The 21,596-nt window shown below is 33.7% G+C and carries 26 protein-coding genes; 20 read left to right on the forward strand and 6 right to left on the reverse strand.

Annotation, left to right across the window (positions count from 1 at the left end; translation table 11 throughout):
* Nucleotides 1–13 precede the first annotated feature (13 nt).
* The 10 genes from GJJ64_RS14105 to GJJ64_RS14150 all read left to right on the forward strand — a co-directional run bounded on the left by GJJ64_RS14105 (nucleotide 14) and on the right by GJJ64_RS14150 (nucleotide 6,679).
* Nucleotides 14–1,153, forward strand: a complete 1,140-nt coding sequence (locus GJJ64_RS14105; protein WP_154288416.1) for a cystathionine gamma-synthase — start codon at nucleotides 14–16, stop codon at nucleotides 1,151–1,153.
* An 89-nt stretch (nucleotides 1,154–1,242) separates the two neighbouring features.
* A complete protein-coding gene (locus GJJ64_RS14110) occupies nucleotides 1,243–2,106 on the forward strand; it encodes a TIGR02757 family protein (protein ID WP_154288417.1) in 864 nt (287 codons plus the stop codon).
* A gap of 44 nt (nucleotides 2,107–2,150) precedes the next feature.
* Entirely contained in the window at nucleotides 2,151–2,573 is a 423-nt protein-coding gene (locus GJJ64_RS14115; protein ID WP_154288418.1) for an META domain-containing protein, read from the forward strand.
* A gap of 81 nt (nucleotides 2,574–2,654) precedes the next feature.
* Complete coding sequence (locus GJJ64_RS14120; protein ID WP_154288419.1) at nucleotides 2,655–3,374, forward strand: hypothetical protein; 720 nt, start codon at nucleotides 2,655–2,657, stop codon at nucleotides 3,372–3,374.
* A 69-nt stretch (nucleotides 3,375–3,443) separates the two neighbouring features.
* Nucleotides 3,444–4,265, forward strand: a complete 822-nt coding sequence (locus tag GJJ64_RS14125) for a phosphatase PAP2 family protein (RefSeq protein ID WP_154288420.1) — start codon at nucleotides 3,444–3,446, stop codon at nucleotides 4,263–4,265.
* A 30-nt stretch (nucleotides 4,266–4,295) separates the two neighbouring features.
* Nucleotides 4,296–4,814: a YdeI/OmpD-associated family protein gene (locus tag GJJ64_RS14130; protein ID WP_154288421.1), complete on the forward strand. Its 519-nt coding sequence runs from the start codon at nucleotides 4,296–4,298 to the stop codon at nucleotides 4,812–4,814.
* Nucleotides 4,804–5,205: a hypothetical protein gene (locus tag GJJ64_RS14135; protein WP_154288422.1), complete on the forward strand. Its 402-nt coding sequence runs from the start codon at nucleotides 4,804–4,806 to the stop codon at nucleotides 5,203–5,205. Before GJJ64_RS14130 ends, GJJ64_RS14135 begins: the two co-directional genes overlap by 11 nt.
* A gap of 43 nt (nucleotides 5,206–5,248) precedes the next feature.
* Nucleotides 5,249–5,467, forward strand: coding sequence for a hypothetical protein (locus GJJ64_RS14140; protein WP_154288423.1), 219 nt, complete (start codon nucleotides 5,249–5,251; stop codon nucleotides 5,465–5,467).
* A gap of 56 nt (nucleotides 5,468–5,523) precedes the next feature.
* Nucleotides 5,524–6,123, forward strand: coding sequence for an NDR1/HIN1-like protein (locus GJJ64_RS14145; protein WP_154288424.1), 600 nt, complete (start codon nucleotides 5,524–5,526; stop codon nucleotides 6,121–6,123).
* 82 nt (nucleotides 6,124–6,205) lie between these two features.
* Nucleotides 6,206–6,679, forward strand: coding sequence for a YMGG-like glycine zipper-containing protein (locus tag GJJ64_RS14150; protein ID WP_154288425.1), 474 nt, complete (start codon nucleotides 6,206–6,208; stop codon nucleotides 6,677–6,679).
* Nucleotides 6,680–6,742: 63 nt separating this feature from the next.
* Here the strand turns inward: GJJ64_RS14150 and GJJ64_RS14155 are convergent, their stop codons facing one another.
* Nucleotides 6,743–6,967: a CDGSH iron-sulfur domain-containing protein gene (locus GJJ64_RS14155; RefSeq protein WP_154288426.1), complete on the reverse strand. Its 225-nt coding sequence runs from the start codon at nucleotides 6,965–6,967 to the stop codon at nucleotides 6,743–6,745.
* Between the two features lie 113 nt (nucleotides 6,968–7,080).
* Complete coding sequence (locus GJJ64_RS14160) at nucleotides 7,081–7,395, reverse strand: HPF/RaiA family ribosome-associated protein (protein ID WP_154288427.1); 315 nt, start codon at nucleotides 7,393–7,395, stop codon at nucleotides 7,081–7,083.
* A gap of 164 nt (nucleotides 7,396–7,559) precedes the next feature.
* Here GJJ64_RS14160 and GJJ64_RS14165 point away from each other — a divergent pair, with 164 nt between their 5' ends.
* From GJJ64_RS14165 to GJJ64_RS14205, 9 genes are all read left to right on the forward strand, one after another.
* A complete protein-coding gene (locus GJJ64_RS14165; protein WP_154288428.1) occupies nucleotides 7,560–10,001 on the forward strand; it encodes a PAS domain S-box protein in 2,442 nt (813 codons plus the stop codon).
* 57 nt (nucleotides 10,002–10,058) lie between these two features.
* On the forward strand, nucleotides 10,059–10,814 hold the full coding sequence (locus tag GJJ64_RS14170) for a sulfite exporter TauE/SafE family protein (protein WP_154288429.1): 756 nt from the start codon (nucleotides 10,059–10,061) through the stop codon (nucleotides 10,812–10,814).
* A 71-nt stretch (nucleotides 10,815–10,885) separates the two neighbouring features.
* On the forward strand, nucleotides 10,886–12,139 hold the full coding sequence (locus GJJ64_RS14175) for a DUF2130 domain-containing protein (RefSeq protein WP_154288430.1): 1,254 nt from the start codon (nucleotides 10,886–10,888) through the stop codon (nucleotides 12,137–12,139).
* A gap of 29 nt (nucleotides 12,140–12,168) precedes the next feature.
* Entirely contained in the window at nucleotides 12,169–12,654 is a 486-nt protein-coding gene (locus GJJ64_RS14180; protein WP_205943825.1) for a CinA family protein, read from the forward strand.
* A gap of 111 nt (nucleotides 12,655–12,765) precedes the next feature.
* The gene (locus GJJ64_RS14185) at nucleotides 12,766–13,590 is read left to right on the forward strand and encodes an SDR family oxidoreductase (RefSeq protein WP_154288431.1); all 825 of its coding nucleotides are present in this window, start codon (nucleotides 12,766–12,768) and stop codon (nucleotides 13,588–13,590) included.
* Between the two features lie 17 nt (nucleotides 13,591–13,607).
* A complete protein-coding gene (gene uxuA, locus GJJ64_RS14190) occupies nucleotides 13,608–14,780 on the forward strand; it encodes a mannonate dehydratase (protein WP_195759286.1) in 1,173 nt (390 codons plus the stop codon).
* A gap of 117 nt (nucleotides 14,781–14,897) precedes the next feature.
* Nucleotides 14,898–15,524 carry an ABC transporter ATP-binding protein gene (locus GJJ64_RS14195; RefSeq protein WP_154288432.1) on the forward strand — a complete coding sequence of 209 codons (627 nt, stop codon included), beginning with the start codon at nucleotides 14,898–14,900 and terminating at the stop codon, nucleotides 15,522–15,524.
* Nucleotides 15,525–15,527: 3 nt separating this feature from the next.
* On the forward strand, nucleotides 15,528–16,700 hold the full coding sequence (locus GJJ64_RS14200; protein WP_154288433.1) for an ABC transporter permease: 1,173 nt from the start codon (nucleotides 15,528–15,530) through the stop codon (nucleotides 16,698–16,700).
* Between the two features lie 83 nt (nucleotides 16,701–16,783).
* Nucleotides 16,784–17,140: a hypothetical protein gene (locus GJJ64_RS14205; RefSeq protein WP_195759287.1), complete on the forward strand. Its 357-nt coding sequence runs from the start codon at nucleotides 16,784–16,786 to the stop codon at nucleotides 17,138–17,140.
* Here the strand turns inward: GJJ64_RS14205 and GJJ64_RS14210 are convergent, their stop codons facing one another.
* Complete coding sequence (locus GJJ64_RS14210; RefSeq protein ID WP_154288435.1) at nucleotides 17,141–18,232, reverse strand: AI-2E family transporter; 1,092 nt, start codon at nucleotides 18,230–18,232, stop codon at nucleotides 17,141–17,143.
* 73 nt (nucleotides 18,233–18,305) lie between these two features.
* Here GJJ64_RS14210 and GJJ64_RS14215 point away from each other — a divergent pair, with 73 nt between their 5' ends.
* A complete protein-coding gene (locus tag GJJ64_RS14215) occupies nucleotides 18,306–18,980 on the forward strand; it encodes a DUF2490 domain-containing protein (protein WP_154288436.1) in 675 nt (224 codons plus the stop codon).
* Nucleotides 18,981–19,055: 75 nt separating this feature from the next.
* Here the strand turns inward: GJJ64_RS14215 and GJJ64_RS14220 are convergent, their stop codons facing one another.
* From GJJ64_RS14220 to GJJ64_RS14230, 3 genes are all read right to left on the reverse strand, one after another.
* A complete protein-coding gene (locus GJJ64_RS14220; RefSeq protein WP_026904076.1) occupies nucleotides 19,056–19,916 on the reverse strand; it encodes a sigma-70 family RNA polymerase sigma factor in 861 nt (286 codons plus the stop codon).
* 237 nt (nucleotides 19,917–20,153) lie between these two features.
* Entirely contained in the window at nucleotides 20,154–20,771 is a 618-nt protein-coding gene (locus tag GJJ64_RS14225; protein ID WP_154288437.1) for a hypothetical protein, read from the reverse strand.
* Nucleotides 20,752–21,570 (reverse strand): metallophosphoesterase family protein, encoded by an 819-nt coding sequence (locus tag GJJ64_RS14230; RefSeq protein WP_154288438.1) that lies wholly within the window; start codon nucleotides 21,568–21,570, stop codon nucleotides 20,752–20,754. The genes GJJ64_RS14225 and GJJ64_RS14230 overlap by 20 nt, the downstream gene beginning before the upstream one ends.
* Nucleotides 21,571–21,596 lie beyond the last annotated feature (26 nt).

The raw sequence follows: 21,596 nt of genomic DNA on the forward strand, positions 1-21,596 counted from the left end.
AAAATAGTGATTTATGAAATTTGCAACTAAAGCTATTCATGCAGGGCAAGAACCTGATCCAACAACTGGGGCAATTATGACTCCTATTTATCAGACTTCTACATACTGGCAAAAATCTCCGGGAGACCATAAGGGTTATGAGTATTCTAGAGGAACAAACCCTACTCGTAAAGCCTTAGAAGATTGCCTTGCGGCGATAGAAAATGGAAAATTTGGTTTAGCATTTTCTAGTGGCATGGGTGCTACAGATGCGGTTATGAAATTATTACAGCCTGGTGATGAGGTTATCACCGGGAATGATTTATATGGTGGTTCATATCGTATCTTTACAAAGATATTTGCCAATTACGGTATCAAATTTCATTTTTTGGATTTGTCAAATCCGGATAATATGCTGCCTTATATCAATGCCAATACTAAGCAAATTTGGATAGAAACACCTACCAATCCAACTATGCAAATTATTGATATTGAGGCTTGTGCTAAAATTGCTAAAGCACACCAATTATTGTTAACGGTTGATAATACCTTTGCATCGCCATATTTACAAAATCCTTTAGATTTAGGTGCAGATATCGTAATGCACTCGGTTACCAAATATATAGCAGGGCATTCTGATATTGTGATGGGCGCTTTAGTGGTTAACGATGAAAATCTGTATAAGAAACTATGGTTTATCTATAATTCTTGTGGCGCAACTCCTGGTCCGCAAGATGCTTTTTTAGCTTTGAGAGGAATTAAAACCTTGCATCTTCGAATGAAAGCGCATTGCGAGAACGGAGCACTTGTTGCTCAATTCTTGAAAAACCATCCTAAAGTAGAAAAAATTTATTGGCCAGGTTTTCAGGATCATCCTAATCATGATATCGCTAAAAAACAAATGAGAGGTTTTGGTGGGATGATTTCTATTGTTTTAAAAGGTGCTGATTTACAAGAAACTTTCAAAGTAGCTTCTTCTTTCAAAGTATTTTCTTTAGCAGAGTCTCTAGGCGGAGTAGAATCTTTAATTAATCATCCTGCAACAATGACGCATGGCTCTATTCCTAAAGAAGAACGTGAAAAAGTTGGCGTTACCGATAATTTATTAAGATTAAGCGTTGGCGTTGAAGATATTGAAGATTTACTGGATGATTTAAAAGTGGCGTTAAAGTAGAAGATAAAAAGTACATAGTAGAAAGTACAGAGTATTATACCTTCTTGATGTATAATTTCTTTGTCTCACTTCTCAAATTTCAATCTCTCATGTCTCAAATCACAAATCTTAAAGCTTTTTTAGATCAAAAGGTGATGCAGTATAACCAACCAGGGTTTATTACTCATGATCCTATTTGTATTCCGCATTTGTTTTCTAAAAAGCAGGATATAGAAATTATGGGATTTTGGGCTTCTATTTTGGCTTGGGGGCAAAGAATTACCATCATTAATAAATGTAAAGAGCTGATTGATTTAATGGATGGCACTCCGCATGATTTTATCCTTCATCATCAAGAGCAAGATTTACAACGATTTCAGCATTTTAAACACCGTACCTTTAACTATACCGATACTTTATATTTTATCCATTTCTTCAAGCATCACTATAGTAATTTTGAGAGTTTGGAAGATGCTTTTTTACCCTTTCAATTGCAGCAAGTTTATCAAGATGCTTATCTAGAAAATCCACAATTAAAAAAGAAAGATAAAAATCAATCGGCAGTTTGCTTACAAGAAGATTTAGCAGCTGAAACCATTGAAGGGAACCTTAATTTCTTTAGGTCTTATTTTTTCTCTTTGCCAGATTTTCCTCATCGAACTAAAAAGCACATCTCATCACCATTACAGAAATCTACTTGTAAACGTTTAAATATGTTTTTACGCTGGATGGTCCGTCATGATGATAAAGGTGTAGATTTTGGTATATGGAACAGGATAAAACCCGCACAATTAATTTGTCCTTGCGATTTACATGTGGATAGAGTAGCCCGTAAACTTAATTTAATTACCCGTAAACAAACCGATTGGCAAACAGCTTTAGAGCTTACGCAGCAATTAAGAATGTTAGATAAGGATGACCCTGTAAAATACGATTTCGCCTTATTTGGCTTAGGTATAGAAGAGAATTTTTGATAGCAGCAGCCTTTCCTTATATTTATCATAAAAAAAATAAAATCATGAAAAAATACAACTGCCTTATTTTGTTATACATATTTATTATCAGTAGCTGTGCTGTTAAAAAAACTACAGAAGATAAAAATCAACTTAATGGTACTTGGGAGCTTAATTATATTTCTGGTCCTAGAATCGCTTTTGAAGGCTTATATCCCAACCAAAAACCACAACTTACTTTTGATGTAGCCAGTAATAAACTTTACGGTAATACCAGTTGCAATAGTTTAAGTGGTGCTTTAGTAATTTCTGATAATCGTATAGATTTTAATGCTCCTATGGCCTTAACCAAAAGATTTTGTGAAGGACAAGGTGAGCAATTATTTCTTGAAAGCTTAAAAAAATCAACACGTTATAGTATAAACCAAAGCACTTTAACGCTTTTGATAGATGATGTAGCCATCATGAGATTTACCAAAAAGCCCTAAAAAGGAAATACACGAAGTTTGAATATAAACTAATGCTGGTTTTTCTTCGTTTAGGATTCTTGTAAATTGTAACAAAAACATATGATAAAAATCTTTTCGATAGTATTAGTTGGTGTATTACTTACTTCATGTTCTTCCCTTTATTTGCCTAATGTACCCAATACACCTATGTTACGTAATAAAGGCGAGTTTAATGTAGACGGCCATATAGGCTTAAAAGGAAATATCAGTGCTAATGCAGCTTATGCAGTATCAAACCATATTGGTGTTATTTTTAGCGGAGCTTATGTAGACCAAGTTAAAGATAAAAGAGATTTTACTTCTGATTTTATGGAAATAGGCGCCGGTTACTTTACCACTTTTGGCGAGCAAAAAGAACGTGTTTTAGAAGTTTATGGCGGTTTTGGTTTTGGTAACTCCAGAAGAGTATATAAAGATTTAACTTTTGATGGTCCTGAAATAACAGAAATACAAGATGCATCTTTAAGTAAAGCCTTTGCTCAGGTAAATTTCAGTAAAAAAAAGAGGAACGACTTAAAATTATTTGGGTCTAAATTTCCGCTAACTTATGGTACTGCAATACGGATAAACTATATAAGTATGCAAGATTTTACCATCAACAACATCAATGCACCTCTAGAAAGTAACGTTTTTATAGAGCCTATTTTCTTTACCAGGATGAAAATTGGTAAAAATCTTAACCTGCAATATACCAGTGGTAGTAATTTTGGATTGATTAAAAATGAAAATCTTAAGGGTGGTTATACCTCTTTAAGCTTTGGTATCGTGTATAAAATGTAAGTAAAGTGTTTTTGGCAAGTACTTTGATTAGGTGTAAATCAATCGAAAATTTTGCTAAAAGAAAAACATATGAACTTAAAATCATTTTATACACTCGTATTATTGTCTTTATTTCTTGGGAATTTAGTTTCCGCTCAAGAACAATCATCGCCTTACAAAACCAGTTTAAAAACCGATGCTCCTATTGTAGCAGGTTTTGTTGGCTTAAATGTTTTAGGTCTTAGCATCATTAAAAATAAAGATGAGCTTACTTTGGCCCAGTTAAACGCTTTAAATAAAGAAGATATATTTTTTATAGATAGAGGTACAGCGGGCAATTTTTCTGATAAAGCCGATAAAGATAGTTATATTCCTTTCTACGCCTCTTTTGCTGCTGCACCCATCATGGCATTCCTAAATAAAAATCAACGTTCTCATACCGGGCAAGTAATGGTTTTATTTGTTGAAACTATGGCGGTTACTGGTGCTGCCTTTACTTTAACAGCAGGTTTGGTAGACCGTAGCAGACCTTTGGTTTACAATACCAGTTTACCAGTAGAAGATCGTATAGATAAAGATGCACAACGGTCTTTTTTTGCAGGGCATACAGCAGCAACGGCAGCAGCTTCATTCTTTGTAGCTAAAGTTTTTCAAGATTTTAATCCCGATTCTAGAGCGAAGCCATATGTTTGGGCCGCTGCAGCAGCTGTACCAGCTACGGTAGGCTATTTAAGATTGAAAGCAGGTAAACATTTTCTTTCTGATAATTTATTAGGGTATGCTATTGGTGCCGGGGCTGGTATTTTAGTGCCTCAGCTACATAAGAAAAATAATAAAACAAATGTATCACTTACACCAGCTATGGGTTTTAACTATCAAGGTTTAAGTATCAAATATCAATTTAAGCATTAATATTTCCTGATAATGTATACTTTAGTGTGAATGATTACGCTACAAACACTTATTAAAAAGTACGGGCAAATGGGTGAAAAAACGGGTTGGACTTATCTTGATATTCCGAGCCATATCGCTAACGAGCTAAAACCATCCTGTAAAGTTAGTTTTAGAGTAAGAGGAGAAATAGATAATTATAAATTTAACGGTTTAGCACTTTTGCCTGTTGGCGATGGTGATTTCATCTTACCTTTAAAACAAGCCATTAGAAAAGTTATCGCAAAAGGACCCGGAGCTATGGTAAAACTTAGCTTAGAAGAAGATGTTGATTTTAAAATAGAAATTCCGGAAGATTTAGAAGCTTGCCTTGCAGAACAAGATGAGTTAATGAATAACTTTATGAAGCTGAGTAAATCTCATCGTAATTATTTTATTAAATGGATTAACGAAGCCAAAACAGATTTTACCCGTGTAAAAAGACTTACCCAAACCGTACAAGCTATGGAGCTTGACATGGATTTTGGAACCATGATACGTACTAACAGAACAAAAAAGAATGAGCTATAAATTATACATAGTTATATGGAGTTTTAGTATGCTCTTCGCTTGTAAACAAAACTTAAAAACAGAGCAAATTGAAGGTAAGTGGTTATACCAAAAAGTTGAGTTTCTAAGACAAAATCCTGTTATCATTACAGAAGGTGATGAGCTTAAAGCAGATGAGCCTTATATCGTTTTTGAAAAAAGCGGAAAAGCCAAAATTGTTTCGTCTGGAAAAAATCTATCAGAAGGTACTTTTGTTTTAGATGGTGATATTATCCGTTACGAAGAAGTATTGCCAGATGGACAAAAAAGGGCTATACCTTTTCTGGTGAAAGAGCTAAATGCCCAACAATTGGTTTTTGAAACTATGGATCAGGATACAAAAAGGATTACAGCCAAAAAAAGTAAGTTTTGATGGTATTGGTCGTGTTTTTGTGAGTGTTAGAGAAAAAACGCTTATGAAACCTTTGAAAAATAAAATTATTACAGAAGATCTTCCAGAAAAGGAGCCTTTAGAAAGAGCTCCATTTTATCCTCATGAGGAAAATGAATATGAACCCACTAATAAAGAACAATGGGTTGATGATGTTAATGCCGAATTTCAAGGCAATCCACCTTTAACAAGCACTTCAGAAGAGTATGATAATCCTGAAAAAGGAAAATTAGAAGACGAGTAAATTTTGCTTAAATATATTTCATCCGCTTTAAGCGTTATGGTTAAAAATAAAGAATCATGAAATTAACTAAGTATATTTTATTACTCGTTATACTGTCTATTTTTGCAACAGCTTGTGGTGTTAATAAACAAACCAGAGAGCTTAAAGCTTTAGAGGATTGTAAGTATAACATTAACTCTGCCGATAGTGTATATATTGCAGGTATAGCTTTAAAAGATTTTACTACGGCCAAAGATTTTAACTTGGCAAAGTACCCAAGCATGGCATTAGGTTTGCTAAGAAAAAACATCCCAATTGAGGGAAATGTTAATCTTCAAATTACTAATCCAACATCTAGACAAGCCTCTATCAATCAATTTGAATATTTAATACTTATAAAAGGTAAAGAGATAGCTAATGGCTTTGTAAATCAGAAAGTTAGTGTTGGCGCCGGTTCTTCTACCACAGTACCCATCGCCTTAAAGGCAAATATTTACAGTTTATTAGCTGATGAGAAAATCCGAAATGAAATTTTAAATTTCTTAAATACGGATAAAGAACAAAAAGGGCTGGTGACTTTGAAGATAAAGCCCAGTATAGCTCTTGGTCAAAAACTTATTAAATATCCGGGTTATATTTCCATAGATAAAGAGCTCAGCAATAAAATACTTTTATAAGTTGGCATAGTTTTTTCTTAACGTTAGTTTGGTTATTAACCTAAATACATAGGTTAATGAGGATAGAAAAAAATAAGAAATTATGAGATTATTAATCATGTCGCTTGCAGTTGCCGTAGCGGTATCTGCATGTAATAGTAACGCTAAAAATAATCAAGGTAATCAAACTTATACCTTTAAAGATTCTGTGAAAATTATTAGAGATAGTTTAAGATTAGATAGCTTTGAAAGGGCAGAGCAAGCTAGAAAAGACGAAGCAAAAAGAGCCGAGGAAATAGCAGCAGCAAAAGCTGCAGCAAGGGAAGAAGTTCGTAATAGTTATAGGTCTTCATCTTCTGTTTCTAGTGGTAGTAATACTGTGGCTAGCCAGCCAGAGAAAAAAGGCTGGAGTTCAGCAGCAAAAGGAGCTGTTATAGGCGCAGGTGCAGGTGCGGTAACTGGTATTTTAGTTGATAAAAAAGATGGTAGAGGTGCTGCAATAGGAGGTGTGGTTGGTGCTGGTACAGGTTATATCATCGGGAGACAAAGAGATAAACAAACAGGTAGAGCACAATAAGTTTAATACTTCTTCATATTATTTATATCAGCAGCCTAATGAAGATTAGGCTGCTTTTTTTACTTAAATATTTCTAGGTGGAAGGTCAAAAGCAGTAGCATCATGCTCAAAATGGCCTTTGTGTGCACCATCGCAAAAAGGTTTGTTTTTAGATAAACCACATCTACATAAAGAAATTATTTCTCTACCTCCTAAATGGTATACATTTCCTGCTTTGTCAACAATTTCAAAATCGCCTTCTACTTTTAAAGAACCGTTATTATTTACCGTAAGTTTAGTTTTTGCCATAATTATTTTAATAAAAAAGGTGTTTAAATTTCATCAATCTAAAGATTTTGCGGAAAGGTAAATAAAAATAACCTTACGCTGATGAAATTTAAACACCTTAAAAAGATGATTTCTTAATGTTCTTTAATTTTTCCTAGAGCACTATCTAAAGCACTTTTCATTTTAGTGATAGCACCATCTACAGCTTTATGCAAGTTTTCTGCAAAGTTGGTAACTACAACAGGTTTTAAACCTTCAACTCTTGCTTCTAATAAACAACGCTTATCATCAGCACCTTCTTTTTGCCCGTTTTCATCACTCAAATGCACTTCAACTCTTGTAATATGGCCGCTAAATCTGTTAAGGCTTTCGCTTATAATGCCTTTAACATATTCATTTAATCTTTCTTTTCCTTCGATGTTGTTGTCTGTATTAACCTGTATAATCATAACGTATGTATTTTGTTGTTTAAATATATCTAAAAGTATGCCTTTACTAGCTTAAATTATGTAATAAGATGGTATAATTTTAGTGATATATATCACAACTCATAAATAATTAAAACGTATATAAACTCAAATTACTTCATGATAGCTTTAACTACCTATGACCTATGAATGAAAAGAAAGTTTACCATGCCCTTGAGATAGCTTCAATAGTACTTCTTTTCATTATTTCTAGTACGGTTATTCTGTTTCTGATAGATGGTATTGATTTACTAATCTTTAAAATCATTATCGCTATTTTATTAATCATAGCCATAGCTTTTTTCTTATTGCTTAGAAAAACCATCAGTTTAACTATACAAAATGCAAAACATAAATTTAAAAATGCCGAGCAGAAATTTGGGCGTATTTATGATGCTAACGTTTTAGGTATTTTAATTTCTGATTTTAACGGCTTAATCGTAGATGCTAATGATGCTTTTTTAGATATCATTGGTTACAGTAGAGAAGAACTTGAAAAAGGGTTCATCCGTTGGAATCAAATAACCCCTCCAGAGTTTAAAGAAGAATCTCTTCTTGCGCTAAATCAATTAAAGGAAAAAGGGGTTTGTACACCTTTTGAAAAACAATACTACCATAAAGATGGAAGTAAAGTATGGGTTTTGGTTGGTTCATCAAGATTATTGAATGATAATAGAGGTGATGCTATTACTTATGTGATAGATATTTCTGCAAAAAAGGAAATCGACGCAAAAACTAAGCAATTTAATGCCATCATTAAACGTCAGCAAGAAGAGTTTAAATCGGTTTTTATGAATGCTCCTGCTTATATTTCTATAAGAAGAGGGCCCGAGTTGAGATACACTTTTGTAAATAAAGCCATTACAGATTTTACCCATAGAGATGATTACATTGGTAAAACCCCCGAAGAATTATTTCCAGATTTAATTAGTGAGGAAGATAAAGAGATAAGCGAACAAGTATTTCGTACTGGATTAGCCATTAAAGGTAAACGTCACAAAGCTCGTTATAAAAACGAGAAGGGAGAGATGGTAAACATTTATTTAGATTACTTAATTACCCCTGTTTATGATTATGAAGGTAAGGTAGACGGTATTGCCACATTTGGTTTTGATGTAACAGATTTAGTTTTGGCCAACCAAGAAATGGAAATTAGTAAAGACCGTTTTGCTTCTATGGCCGATACCATGCCAGAAAAAGTTTGGATGACATCAGCAAACGGAAAAGAACTCATTTATGTAAATAAACTTTGGTTAGATTATGTAGGTAAAACATCTTTAGATGGTTGGAGTTGGTATGATACCGTTTATCCAGAAGACAAAGCCATAGTGCAAATTTTATGGTCACAAGCTATGAAATATGATCAAAATTTCACCATTGAGGCTCGTTTACAAAATGCAAAAGGAGATTATAGGTGGCATTTAATTAAAGGAGTTCCTTTAAAAAGTAAAGAAAATGAAGTATTGGTTTGGGTGGGTTCAAATAGTGATATCCACGATCAAAAGCAACAACTTAAGTTATTAAAAGATAGCGAAGAATATTTTAAAACCTTGGCAGACGAAACGCCTTTTATGGTTTGGAAATCTGATGAACTGGGTAATTTTGTATATGTTAATAAGCAATGGACGGCTTTTACAGGGTTAAGCGTATCAGAAAGTTTGGGCTCTGGCTTTAGAAATGCAATTCCGCCTTTAGATGATGAAGAACGTAAAATAGCTTGGGCCAATGCAATTGCTGCAAAAACAGCCTACCAAAATAAATTTCAGCTCAGAAGAGCTGATGGTGCTTTACGCTGGGTTTATGCGCAAGCCAATCCTTATGATATCGATGGAGAATTTGCTGGTTTTATTGGTAGCATCATCGATATCACTGAGCAAGAATTGGTGCAACAAGCAGAAAAAGAACTATCTGCTAAAAAGGATGAATTTTTAAGCATTGCCAGTCATGAACTTAAAACACCTTTAACCAGTGTAAAAGCTTTTATCCAATTGATAGAGAAATCTTTAAATAAGGATGATAAAGCTTATCAGTTTGTATTAAAAGCGTCTAAAAACCTCAAAAGATTAGAAATTTTAATTGCTGATTTGTTAGATGTATCTAAGATAAATGCCGGAAAACTTACCTATCATATAAAAGAGTTTGATTTTCATCAAATGCTTGAAGAAAGTATTGCCAGTATTCAAAATATATCTCCTACACATCAAATTAATTTATTAGAATCTGCAAGAGTAAGTATTAACGGAGATAAATTTAGAATAGAACAGGTTATTTATAATTTTTTATCCAACGCTATTAAATATTCTCCAAATGCAAAAGAAGTAAACGTTAGTGCCAAAGTTAAAGGCAATCAGTTAGTTGTGGCTGTTCAGGATTATGGAATAGGTATATCAGATACGCATATTTTACATATATCAGACCGTTATTTTAGGGTTGATAAAACAGCTATGGTTTTTCAAGGTTTGGGTTTAGGTTTGTTTATCTCTAAAGAAATCATCAACAGACACGAAGGCGAGTTTTGGATAGAAAGCGAGTTAGGTAAAGGTTCTACATTTTATTTTTCTTTACCCATAGAAGCTCAAAATCCTTAAAATAAATTCTTCTATCACATAAATTCTTAGTTGTTTTGTTACACTTAACTAAGCGTTTTGATAGAAATTTTTTCCTTTTCTTATGATACCACCCAAGTTTGGGTAATCATGCTGGTTGCTTTTTTGGTAGGGATGTCTAAAACAGGTATACATGGTACCAGCATGCTTTCTGTACCGGTAATGGCTATTTATTTCGGCGGACAATCATCAAGCGGTATTATTTTACCGATGCTTATTATAGCAGATATTTTTGGAGTTATTTACTACCATCGCCATGCAGAGTGGTCTTATCTAAAGAAATTATTCCCCTGGGCAGCTGTGGGGATTATTTTAGGTACTTGGGTGGGTGCTTATATTAATGATGCAATTTTTAGAGCCTTTATGGCTGTAATTATTGTTTTAAGCGTTATAGTGATGATTTGGATGGAGCGGACAAATAGAGAAAAGATTCCTAAACATCCGGCTTTTGCAGCCTCTATGGGCATAGCCGGAGGTTTTACATCTATGATAGGAAATTTGGCTGGTACTGTTATGGCAGTGTATTTTTTATCTATGAGGCTCAACAAAAACTCTTTTATAGGTACAACAGCATGGTTTTTCTTTGTGATAAATTTTTTTAAAGTTCCGTTTCATGTTTTTGTATGGCATACCATACATTGGGATGGTTTTGTTTTAAACCTTTTAACAATACCAGCTATACTATTAGGTGCTTACGTAGGCATAACCGTTGTAAAGCAATTAACCGATAAAACTTTTCGCTGGTTTATCATTGCTATTACTTTATTAGCTTCTGTACTCATGCTCTTAAAATAGTTATATGTATTAGGTATATTTTGCTATTTTTTTTAGCTTTAGCGATGTAAATTTTAATCAAAATATTATTCATGTCTACAGAAATTAAATGTCCTAACTGCGCTCATGTTTTTCCTATGGAGGAAGCTATGACAGAGGAGTATAAGAAAGAATTGAGAGAGAAAATGCTTTCTTTTACAAAGCAAAAGGAAGAGGAATTTAAGAAGAAACTAGAAGACCTTGATAAAGAAAAACAACAACAAGAGCAAGCTTTTGAGTTGCGCCTACAACAAGAAAAAAAGCTGTTACAGCAAAATGTAGAAGAAAATTTACGCAAAGCAATTGCTAATGATTTTGAGAATAAACTTGCCTTATTAGAGCAAAATAATAAAGAAAACGAAGAGAAATTAAAGCTTGCTCGCCAAAAAGAATTAGAGTTTTTAAAGCAAGAACAAGCTTTAAAAGATAAAGAAGCAGAACTTGAAATTCAGTTACAGAGAAAACTTCAAGAACAACGCCAAGAGCTAGCAGAGCAAATTAGAAAGCAAGAAGCAGAAAAGAATAGTGTAAAAGATACCGAGTACCAACTAAAAGTTAAAGAACTCGAAAAACAAATAGAAGACCAAAAGAAGCTTGCTGAAGAGATGCGTAGGAAAGCCGAACAAGGCTCTATGCAATTACAAGGCGAGGTTCAGGAACTAATTTTAGAAGAACTCTTAAGAAATAGTTTCCCTTTTGATGTGATTTCTGAAGTTGGAAAAGGCGTTCGAGGAGCAGATTGCGTTCAATTGGTACGCAATAAATTTGGGCAAGATTGTGGTAAAATCATCTATGAAAGCAAACGTACCAAAGATTTTTCTATGGAATGGATAGAAAAATTAAAAAGAGATATGCGTAGTACAGGTGTAGATGTAGCTGTTATCGTTAGCCAGGTTTACCCTAAAGGTATGGATTGCTTTGGTGAAAAAGATGGCGTTTGGATTTGTTCTTTTTCTGAAGTTAAAGCCGTAGCCCACTTATTAAGAGATAGCATTATTAAAATTTCTGGCGTAACACGTTCGCAGGAAAATAAAGGAGATAAAATGCACATGTTGTATGATTATCTTACGGGTAATGAATTTGCCGAGCAATGGAAAGCTATTCGTGAAGGTTTCCTAAGCATGAAAATGAGTATCCAAAGAGAAAGAGATGCCATGGAGAAATTATGGAAAGCTCGCGAAAAGCAATTGGAAAAAGTAATGTTAAATGCAGCCCATATTCATGGTTCTGTAGAGGGTATTGCGGGTACAGATAACAACCAATTTAGTTTAACTGATGATACAGAAGATTCTTTTCTAATAGAATAAGTAAGTGTTGGCGTTAAAATTGTAATTCCATGATTATGGAAGAGCTTGCCAAACAATGTTGCCAACTACTAAAAAATAAAAAGTTAACTATTGCTTTTGCAGAAAGTGTTACTTCAGGAGCTTTATGTGCAGGTTTTGCTACTGTAGAAGGCTCTGGAGCGGTATTTAAAGGCGGTTTAGTTTGTTATGATGGTGAGTTAAAAAAGCAATATCTTGGCGTAAGCGATACCATGATTGAACATTATACGCCAGAATCTGCCGAGGTAACCAGGCAAATGGCAATCGGTTTAAAAGATTTTATAAGTGCTGATATAGTAGTTGCCATTACAGGTTTGTGTAGCCCAGGCGGTAGCGAAGCACCATACAAACCAGTAGGTACTATTTTTACACATATTCTTCATCAAGATAAAAGCCTGGCTTATAGAGATGTGTTTTCAGGAGATGCAGCGGCTGTTATTTCTTTTGCAGTTACTCAAACTTATCAAAATATCATCAAACTCTTAAAATCTTATTAAGAAATTTAATATCAATTTGCTTAATTTCAATTAATTAATCGCTTTTTCAATTAATTTTATAATTTCGCTTCGTCTTGGAAAAAGGCAGCAAACCAATTTAATTATAAAATTATGATGAACAAAAATAATCCTTTCTCTCTGGAAGGTAAAGTGATTGTTGTTACCGGTGCAACAGGTGTTTTAGGCGAGTCTTTTGTAAATGCTATTGCAGAAGCGGGTGGTAGCGTTGCTATTTTAGGGAGAAATGAGGCAGTAGCAAAAGAAAGAGCAGAAGCTATTAAAGCTAAAGGTGGTAAAGCTATAGCTGTAGTAGCTGATGTATTAAATGAAGAAAGTCTTTTAAAAGCAAAGGAGCAAGTTTTAGCTGCTTTTGGCAGAATAGATGGTTTAGTAAATGGTGCTGGAGGCAATATGCCTGGTGCTGTGGTAGATCCATCAGCAGATATTTTTAAGTTGGATATACCAGCTTTAAAACAAGTTTTAGATCTTAACCTTTTTGGAAGCGTTTTACCTACTCAAGTTTTTGGAGCCGAAATTGCCAAAACAGGTAATGGTAGTATTGTAAATATATCTTCTATGGCTTCGCAGCGTGTTATTACCAAAGTTTTGGGGTATAGCATGGCAAAAACAGCTATAGATTCTTATACTAAGTGGTTTGCTGTAGAGTTGGCTAATCGTTATAAAGACCAAATCAGAATGAACGCCATAGCACCAGGGTTCTTTTTAACAGAGCAAAACAGAACCTTATTAACCAAAGAAGATGGTAGCTATACAGAGAGAGGAAATTTAGTTATCAAACAAACTCCATACAAACGATTTGGTAAAGCAGAAGAGCTAGAAGGAGCTTTAATTTGGCTGTTAAGTGATGCTTCTAAATTTGTAACGGGTACAATTGTTAACGTAGATGGTGGTTTTGCTACCTTCGGAGGGGTTTAATTACATATTTAGCATAAATGTCATATCAAATGTTGCCAACCATGCGTTGGTATGGTCCTAATGATCCGGTAAGTTTATCAGATATTCTGCAAGCAGGATGTATGGGCGTTGTAACAGCTCTTCATCATATACCTAACGGACAAGTTTGGACAGTTGAAGAAATAAAAAAACGACAAGCAGGAGTGCAAAATGCTTGTTTGGTTTGGAACGTTGTAGAGAGCGTACCTGTATCAGAAGCTATAAAAACCCAAACAGGAGATTATTTATTGCATATAGAAAATTATAAGCAATCTCTTCAAAACTTAGCTGCTTGCGGTATTTATACGGTTACGTATAACTTTATGCCTGTTTTAGACTGGACACGTACCGATTTGGCTTTTACCGTTGCCGATGGTTCTAAAGCCCTACGTTTTGAAAAAGCGGCTTTTATTGCTTTTGATTTATTTATCCTGAAAAGGAAAGGAGCAGAGCAAGATTATACTGCCGATGAAATTAAGAGAGCTAAAGAGCGTTTTGCTGCTATGAGTGATGCTGATAAAGCTTTGTTAGAAAGAAATATTATTGCAGGATTGCCAGGTAGCGAAGAGAGTTTCACGGTAGAGAAATTTCAATTAGCATTAGACCAATATGCTGGTATTGATGCTGATAAACTTAGACAAAACTTAATTTTCTTCTTAAAGCAGGTTATACCCGTAGCAGAATCATGTGGCGTAAAAATGGTTATCCATCCAGATGACCCACCTTATGCCATATTAGGTTTACCACGTGTGGTAAGTACCGCTTCAGATATTCAAGCTTTGGCTGATGCTGTACCATCTTTAAGTAATGGTTTATGCTTTTGTACTAGTTCTTTTGGTGTAAGACCCGATAATGATTTGCCTGCTATGGTTCGTCAGTTTGGAGAGCGTATCAATTTTCTTCATCTAAGAAGCACCAGAAGAAATGAATTTGGTGATTTTTATGAGGATAATCATTTAGAGGGCGATGTGGATATGTATGCTGTAGTTGCAGAGATTGTAAAATTGATGCAAAAAAGACAGGTAAATATCCCGATGAGGCCAGACCATGGTCATCAAATGTTAGATGATTTGACCAAAAAAACCAATCCGGGTTATTCTGCCATTGGTCGCTTACGCGGATTAGCAGAGTTGAGAGGATTAGAATTAGGAATTTCAAGAAGTATTTTATAAATCAGAATGCCGGCTAAGCCGGCATTTTTTATGTGATAGGCTTTTTGTTTTTCAACAAATAGATGATACTTCAAAGCCTTAAAAATTGCTTATTTGTAAATTAAATAGCACTATAGCATGATTACCTTAAGCGGAATTACTTATTCTTATCCTAATATCAAAAGCATCAATTTTAAAGATTTAACTATTAAATCTGATGAAAATTGGTTGGTGTTGGGTAATTCTGGTAGTGGTAAAACAACTTTGCTTAATATCCTGACGGGCTTATTAAAGCCATCTTCTGGTACAGTTATCATAAATCAACAAGATGTTTATCAGTTAAATGGAAATGATTTAGATAAATGGCGAGCTAAAAATTTAGGCATCGTTTTTCAGAAATCATATCTTATCCCAAGTTTAACCGTTTCAGAGAATTTATTGGTGGCACAAAAGTTTGCCAAACTTAAAGAAGATAAAAGGCGTATTCTTGAAGTTTTAGAACAATTACAAATTATTGATAAGTTAAACCATTATCCTAAACAATTAAGCGTAGGGCAATTACAAAGAGTTTCTATCGCGAGGGCAGTTTTAAACAAGCCAAAATATATCATTGCAGATGAACCTACATCAAGTTTAGATGATGAAAATGCGGAAGCAGTATTAAATCTTTTTATAAAACAGGCAGCTGTAAATCATGCAGGTTTAATTATCGCAACGCATGATAAAAGAGTGAAAGATTGTTTTCAAAATACTTATCAAATTTAGGTTATGACTATAGTAGAGATAAGTCTTAAAGCATTAAAAGCTAAAAAGTTATCATCTTTTTTAAGTGTCTTGTTGGTGGCTTTTGGTATGGCTATCATCACCACACTCATTTTAGTTTCTCATCAGCTTACGCAGAAATTAGAACGTAATGCAGCTTATGTTGATGCAGTTGTTGGTGCTAAAGGTAGTCCTTTACAATTGATATTAAGTAGCGTTTATTTTATTGATTTTCCTACAGGTAACATTCCTTTAAAAGAATTTGAGGAAATTCAGAAAAATAGGATGGTTAAAATGGCTGTACCTATTGCTTTGGGCGATAGCTATGAGGGATATAGGATAGTAGGAACGCAACCATCTTTTTTAAAGCTCCATCAATTAGAATTGGCTACTGGTAAACTTTGGAGTAAAAATTTTGAAGTTATTATTGGTGCCGATGTTGCCAAAGCCAAGAATATAAAGCTTGGTGCTCTTATTTATGGCTCACATGGCTTAACAAGTGGGGCAGAGGTACATGAAGAACACGCTTACCAAGTGGTAGGTATTTTAAAAAAGCAAAATACTAGTGCAGACCAATTGGTACTTACTCAATTATCAAGTATTTGGGCAATGCATAGTCATGAAAACATTGTGGAAGAGGAGCAAGATATTACTTCTATCTTAATCCAATATCGCTCTCCGGTATCAACTGTTTTATTTCCAAAAATGGTAAATGAGCAAACCAATTTACAGGCAGCATCACCAGCTATAGAAAGTGCTCGTTTATTTTCTTTGGTGGGTATAGGTTTTGATGTTTTACATTATTTTGCAATTTTAATTATTGTTATTGCAGCCATTAGTGTTTTTATAACTTTATTCTCTTCACTTAAAGAGCGTAAGTATGATTTAGCTGTACTACGCATTTTAGGAGCATCCAAACAACAGCTTTTTTTTATGATGCTGATAGAAGGTATTATACTTACTTTTATTGGTGCTTTATTTGGTTTAGTTGCCGGGCATATATTAGTAGATGTTTTAGGTAGTTTAGATGGAGAATCTCAAATTTTATTTTCTGGATTTATGTTTTTAAAAGGCGAGATATATGTAATAGTTGCAGGCGTTATGTTAGGTATTATAGCGTCTATCATACCAGCTGTACATGTTTACCGTTATGATATTGCTAAAATTTTAAATAACTAATGAGAAGGAGTTTGTTTTTATTGTTTTTTATTGGGTCTATTTGTTCGTCTGCTTTTGCCCAAGCTCCCAAACATATTCCTTTAATGAATAAATATTGGGACTTATTAAGCTCTAGAACTATTAAAAAGAGTGCATCCGGTACTTACGAGCCTTATTTTCCGCCTCCTTTAATGGCTTTAAACGGAACAACTATTACCTTACCAGGATATATAGTGCCGCTTAAAACTGCCGCTTTACATAAAACATTTTTACTATCCGTTTTGCCTATTATGCAATGTCAGTTTTGTGGCGAGGGCGATATCCCAGAAATGGTAGAAGTAATGATGGATATGCCTATCAAATTCTCTAATAAACCTATTACCTTAAAAGGGAAATTAAAAATTAATGAAAACCCAGATGGGGCAACATTCCAATTATTAAATGGGGTTGTTTTAAAATAATTAGTCTCCTAAAGTTTGAGGATTTTTTACATTCATTGGGCTTTTTTCAGGTTTTTCATCGCCTAAAAGAACACCCCAGTGTTTAAACATCTCAGAGCGGTCAAAAATGATTTTGAGTACCGCAATAATAGGTAGAGCTAAAAACATACCTGATATACCAGCCAATGTACCACCTATAATCACACCTAAAATAGCACTTAAGGCATTTATTTTAACTTTTGAGCCCACAATCTTAGGCATTAAAATATTATTATCTAAAAACTGTACGGCGGCAATAACAAGCAAAACAGTTATAACAGGCCATAATTCTTCAGATGAAGTTAAGGTGAGTAAAACACCAATGATATTACCAAATAAAGCTCCTATGTAGGGTATTAAGTTTAGTAAGGCGAATATTACACCAATTAATAAAGCATGTTTAATACCTATGAGCATCAAAATACCACCTAGTAAAATGGTCATATAGGTTACTTGTATCAATAAACCTATTAAATAACTTTTAATGATAGTTTCTGTGGCTTTAAGACTTTCTTTAACCTGTTCATGGCTATCATTTTTAAACCACATGAAAATAAATCTAAGAAATAAGTTTTTGTAGAATAAAAACAAGTAAATGTAAATAGGTAAAAGTCCAAAAAATAAGAAAAAGCCCGAAACAGAACCTACTGCACCAGATAGGATATTACCGGCAGAGCTAAGTAATTTATTGCTTTGCTCGTTAATAAAATCTATTTGCTCTTTTGATGAAATATTAAAAGTTTTATTAATCCAGTAGCTTAAAGAATCTAAATGAATATTTACATTTTTCTTTATCTGAGGGAAATCATCAACCAAAACAGCTACTTGGGAAGATAAAAACCATATAATTCCTGCAACTATAATTAATAAGGTAACGATGGGAATAACGATTGAAATAATATCAGGAAACTTATATTTTTTAAAAAATCGATATACCGGTAATAGCATGATACTCACAAAAAAGGCCATCAATAGCGGCATAATAATATCGCTACCTAAGAAGATAACGGTCATAATCAGCACTAATCCTAAAAGCTCTATTGATCTTTTAACGGTTAAAGGAATATCTTTCATTTGTAAATATATCTATTATTTGGGCCTAAATAATTTTACTGATTGTAAATTGCAAATTTTTAGGATTATCTGGATGTTTTCAAAAAAAATATTTCTGTTTTATATTCTTCTATTGAGCAATGTTTATGCCGAAGCACAACCTTTAGAAAACTGGATGAGTTTTAGAATAGCTAAGAAAATTAATAACAAGTTTGCTGCCTCAGTAGAGTATATGCCTCGCTATACAGGTTTTTTTGATAAAGAACAACTTTGGCTTTTAAGGCCTGATATCAAATACAATGTAAATAATAACTTAGAGTTGGGTGTTGGATATGCTTACTTTGAGACATCTCAACAAGCCTTTTATAGTAAGGAAAATAGGTTTTACATTCAGGCTAATTACAAAAAGAGTGTAGGTTGTTTTAATACCATTAATAGGTTGAGAATTGAGCAAAGATTTTTTGATGAACACGCTAATTTAAGTTCTAATCTGAGGGTTAGATTTCAGATTAACTTCATAAAAAAAATATTAAAGCTTAGTGAGCAAAGTGATTTAAGCTTAATTTTTGGGGATGAAATTATGTACAATGCTAGAGAAAATGCAGTTAGCTCTCATTTTGATCAAAATAGAATGCACTTGGGGTTTCAGTTTTCTTTAGGGAAAGAGCTTAAGATGAGTCCCTTTTATCAATTCACCCAACAAGAGTCTTTTAAGGGGAAAGATAGATTTATTTCTGCACTTCGTGTAAATACAATTTATAGTTTCTAAACCTGAGTTTAAACAAAAAAGACTGTCTTTTAGAGGACAGCCTTTTTATAGAATATCTAATCTTAAGAAGGATAATTATCCTAAATATGATTTTAAGATTTTACTTCTTGAAGTATGACGAAGTCTTTGTAAGGCTTTGTCTTTAATCTGACGAACACGTTCGCGGGTTAAGTTGAATTTCTCACCAATTTCTTCTAAAGAAAGTGGGTGATTGGTGCTTAAACCAAAGAAAAGAACAATAATTTCTCTTTCTCTTTCTGTTAAAGTTGATAAAGAACGTTTTATCTCTTCAGATAAAGACTCATCAATTAACATACTATCAGTATCTGGGTTATCGTTTTCTAGTACATCAAGAAGCGTATTTTCTTCACCTTGTACAAACGGTGCATCCATAGATACGTGACGACCAGAGTTACTTAACGTATCTGAAATTTTATCAACCGTAGTTTCTAAAATGTCTGCAAGTTCTTCTGGAGATGGTTCTCTTTCATATTCTTGTTCAAGTTTAGAAAACGCTTTACTAATCTTACTTAAAGAACCTACTTGGTTAAGCGGCAAACGTACTATACGTGATTGCTCTGCAATAGCTTGTAAGATTGATTGGCGAATCCACCAAACTGCATAAGAAATGAATTTAAAACCTTTAGTTTCATCAAATCTTTTTGCGGCTTTAATTAAGCCTAAATTACCCTCGTTTATAAGGTCGCCTAGGGTAAGACCTTGATTTTGGTATTGTTTTGCTACGGAAACAACGAAACGTAAATTTGTCTTTGTTAGACGTTCTAGGGCTGCTTGGTCGCCCTCTCTGATTTTTTGTGCGAGGATTACTTCCTCTTCTGCTGTAATTAGATCAACTTTTCCAATTTCGTGAAGGTACTTGTCAAGTGATTGTGATTCACGATTGGTAATGGATTGCGTAATCTTGAGTTGTCTCATCTATTTATTATATATTCTCTATTTTCTGAATAACGAAAGCCTGCAAAGCTAATAAAACTTTGTTTGATTTAACGTTAATTAAATGAAAATGTTGGAGTTATTTAGAAAAAATTTGAATTAAACATTTAGAAATTACACCACAAAAATCATTCCACCAACATGTTGTCAGTCAGTCAGGTAAGCTGTTAATTTTGTTTTAATAAATTGATTAATAGTGATTTATGTTTGTGTAAATCATTAAAAATAAATTCTGGTGCCAAAGCCTAGCTTAAAAATGTCATTTACGTCTAGACGCCTCATATTTTGAAAATAGCTAACGAAATAAAGTTCATTAGTGTTAAATTCTGAATAAAGACTTATACTTTTTATCCTTGATGTCTTTAAAATCTTTTGAGCATCAAGTTTAATTTCAGTGCTTACAGTAATATGAGGTCTAAAAGCAGTTGACCACCAATAATAACCTTTTGGATAATCATCATCATCCCAAGAAGAATCATAATCACCACCAGCATGATAGGATAAAAAAGCTCCAGGATTTACAGGTAGTATTAAAGCCCAGTCTGATAATTTTACAGCAAATGGTCTCCAACAAAATTTTGCTGCTATAATATTTAAATCTCCACCAAATTTAGCGGGTACATATCCATAGCTGATGTCTAAAGTACTTGAGTGACTTTTATTAAGATAGTAACCTGCACCAAGACTGAAAAAACCGATGCTTCCAGCATGCTGTATGGTGATACTGCTAGGTATATACCACTTATGTTTCACAGAATCTGTTTCTTGAGCAAAGCTTAATTTGCTTATAAACAAACAAAGCGCAATTAAATATATTCTAGTAGCTGATATTTTCATTTTTAATTAATTTGCCATTAGCAATTTCTACATATAAGCATTCTCTGTTGGTAACAGCGTCTGTTACGATAAACGGAACTCCTCCTGCTATGGGGTAATATAAATCGCTGTTGTTTTCATGAGCAAATAAGCAAGCTACTACTTTAGGAGTGTTAAATAAATTAATGTAAGCATCTTCCATAGATGGATCAAAATCTCCACCTCTGGGTGGGATGTGTGCTACCCCTACTATAGCCTCAACTTCATTGCCGGTTTGTAATTCTTGTGCTATCCATTTTAAATCAGGTACATTCCCATTAAACTGATATTCTCTGCTGTTATCATCATGGCAAATGAATTTTACTCCTTTGTGCGTGAAAGTGAAATTTAAATCACCAAACATTTTTAGATAAACATTTCTACCGTTAGCTATTAAATCATGATTTCCAATAACAGCTAAATAAGGCACTTTTAAGCCCGCATATATATCGGTTACCCAAACCATTTCTTGTAGTAAGCCAAAATCAGATATATCACCACTAAGGATTACAAAATCTAGCTTAGTGAATTTAGAATTTATGAGGTTTACTAAAGCAGTGGCTTGGTCATAAGAACGTTGTGTATCTCCGGTAAGGATAAATCTTAAGGTATCATCCGCAGATTGTTGTTTTGCTAATTTAGCTATGTTTTTTGCGTTTATTGCCGATGCACTATTTTTTGAGAAGCTTTGATTTGGGCTGTATTCTAATTTATTACAAGATAAAGTAATGAAAGAAATTAGAAGTATAAGTAAATAGGTAAAAGATGTATTTGCCAACATATGATATTTTTGTCAGCAATAATCAA

This window comes from Pedobacter puniceum (assembly GCF_009674685.1).
Classification (GTDB): domain Bacteria; phylum Bacteroidota; class Bacteroidia; order Sphingobacteriales; family Sphingobacteriaceae; genus Pseudopedobacter; species Pseudopedobacter puniceum.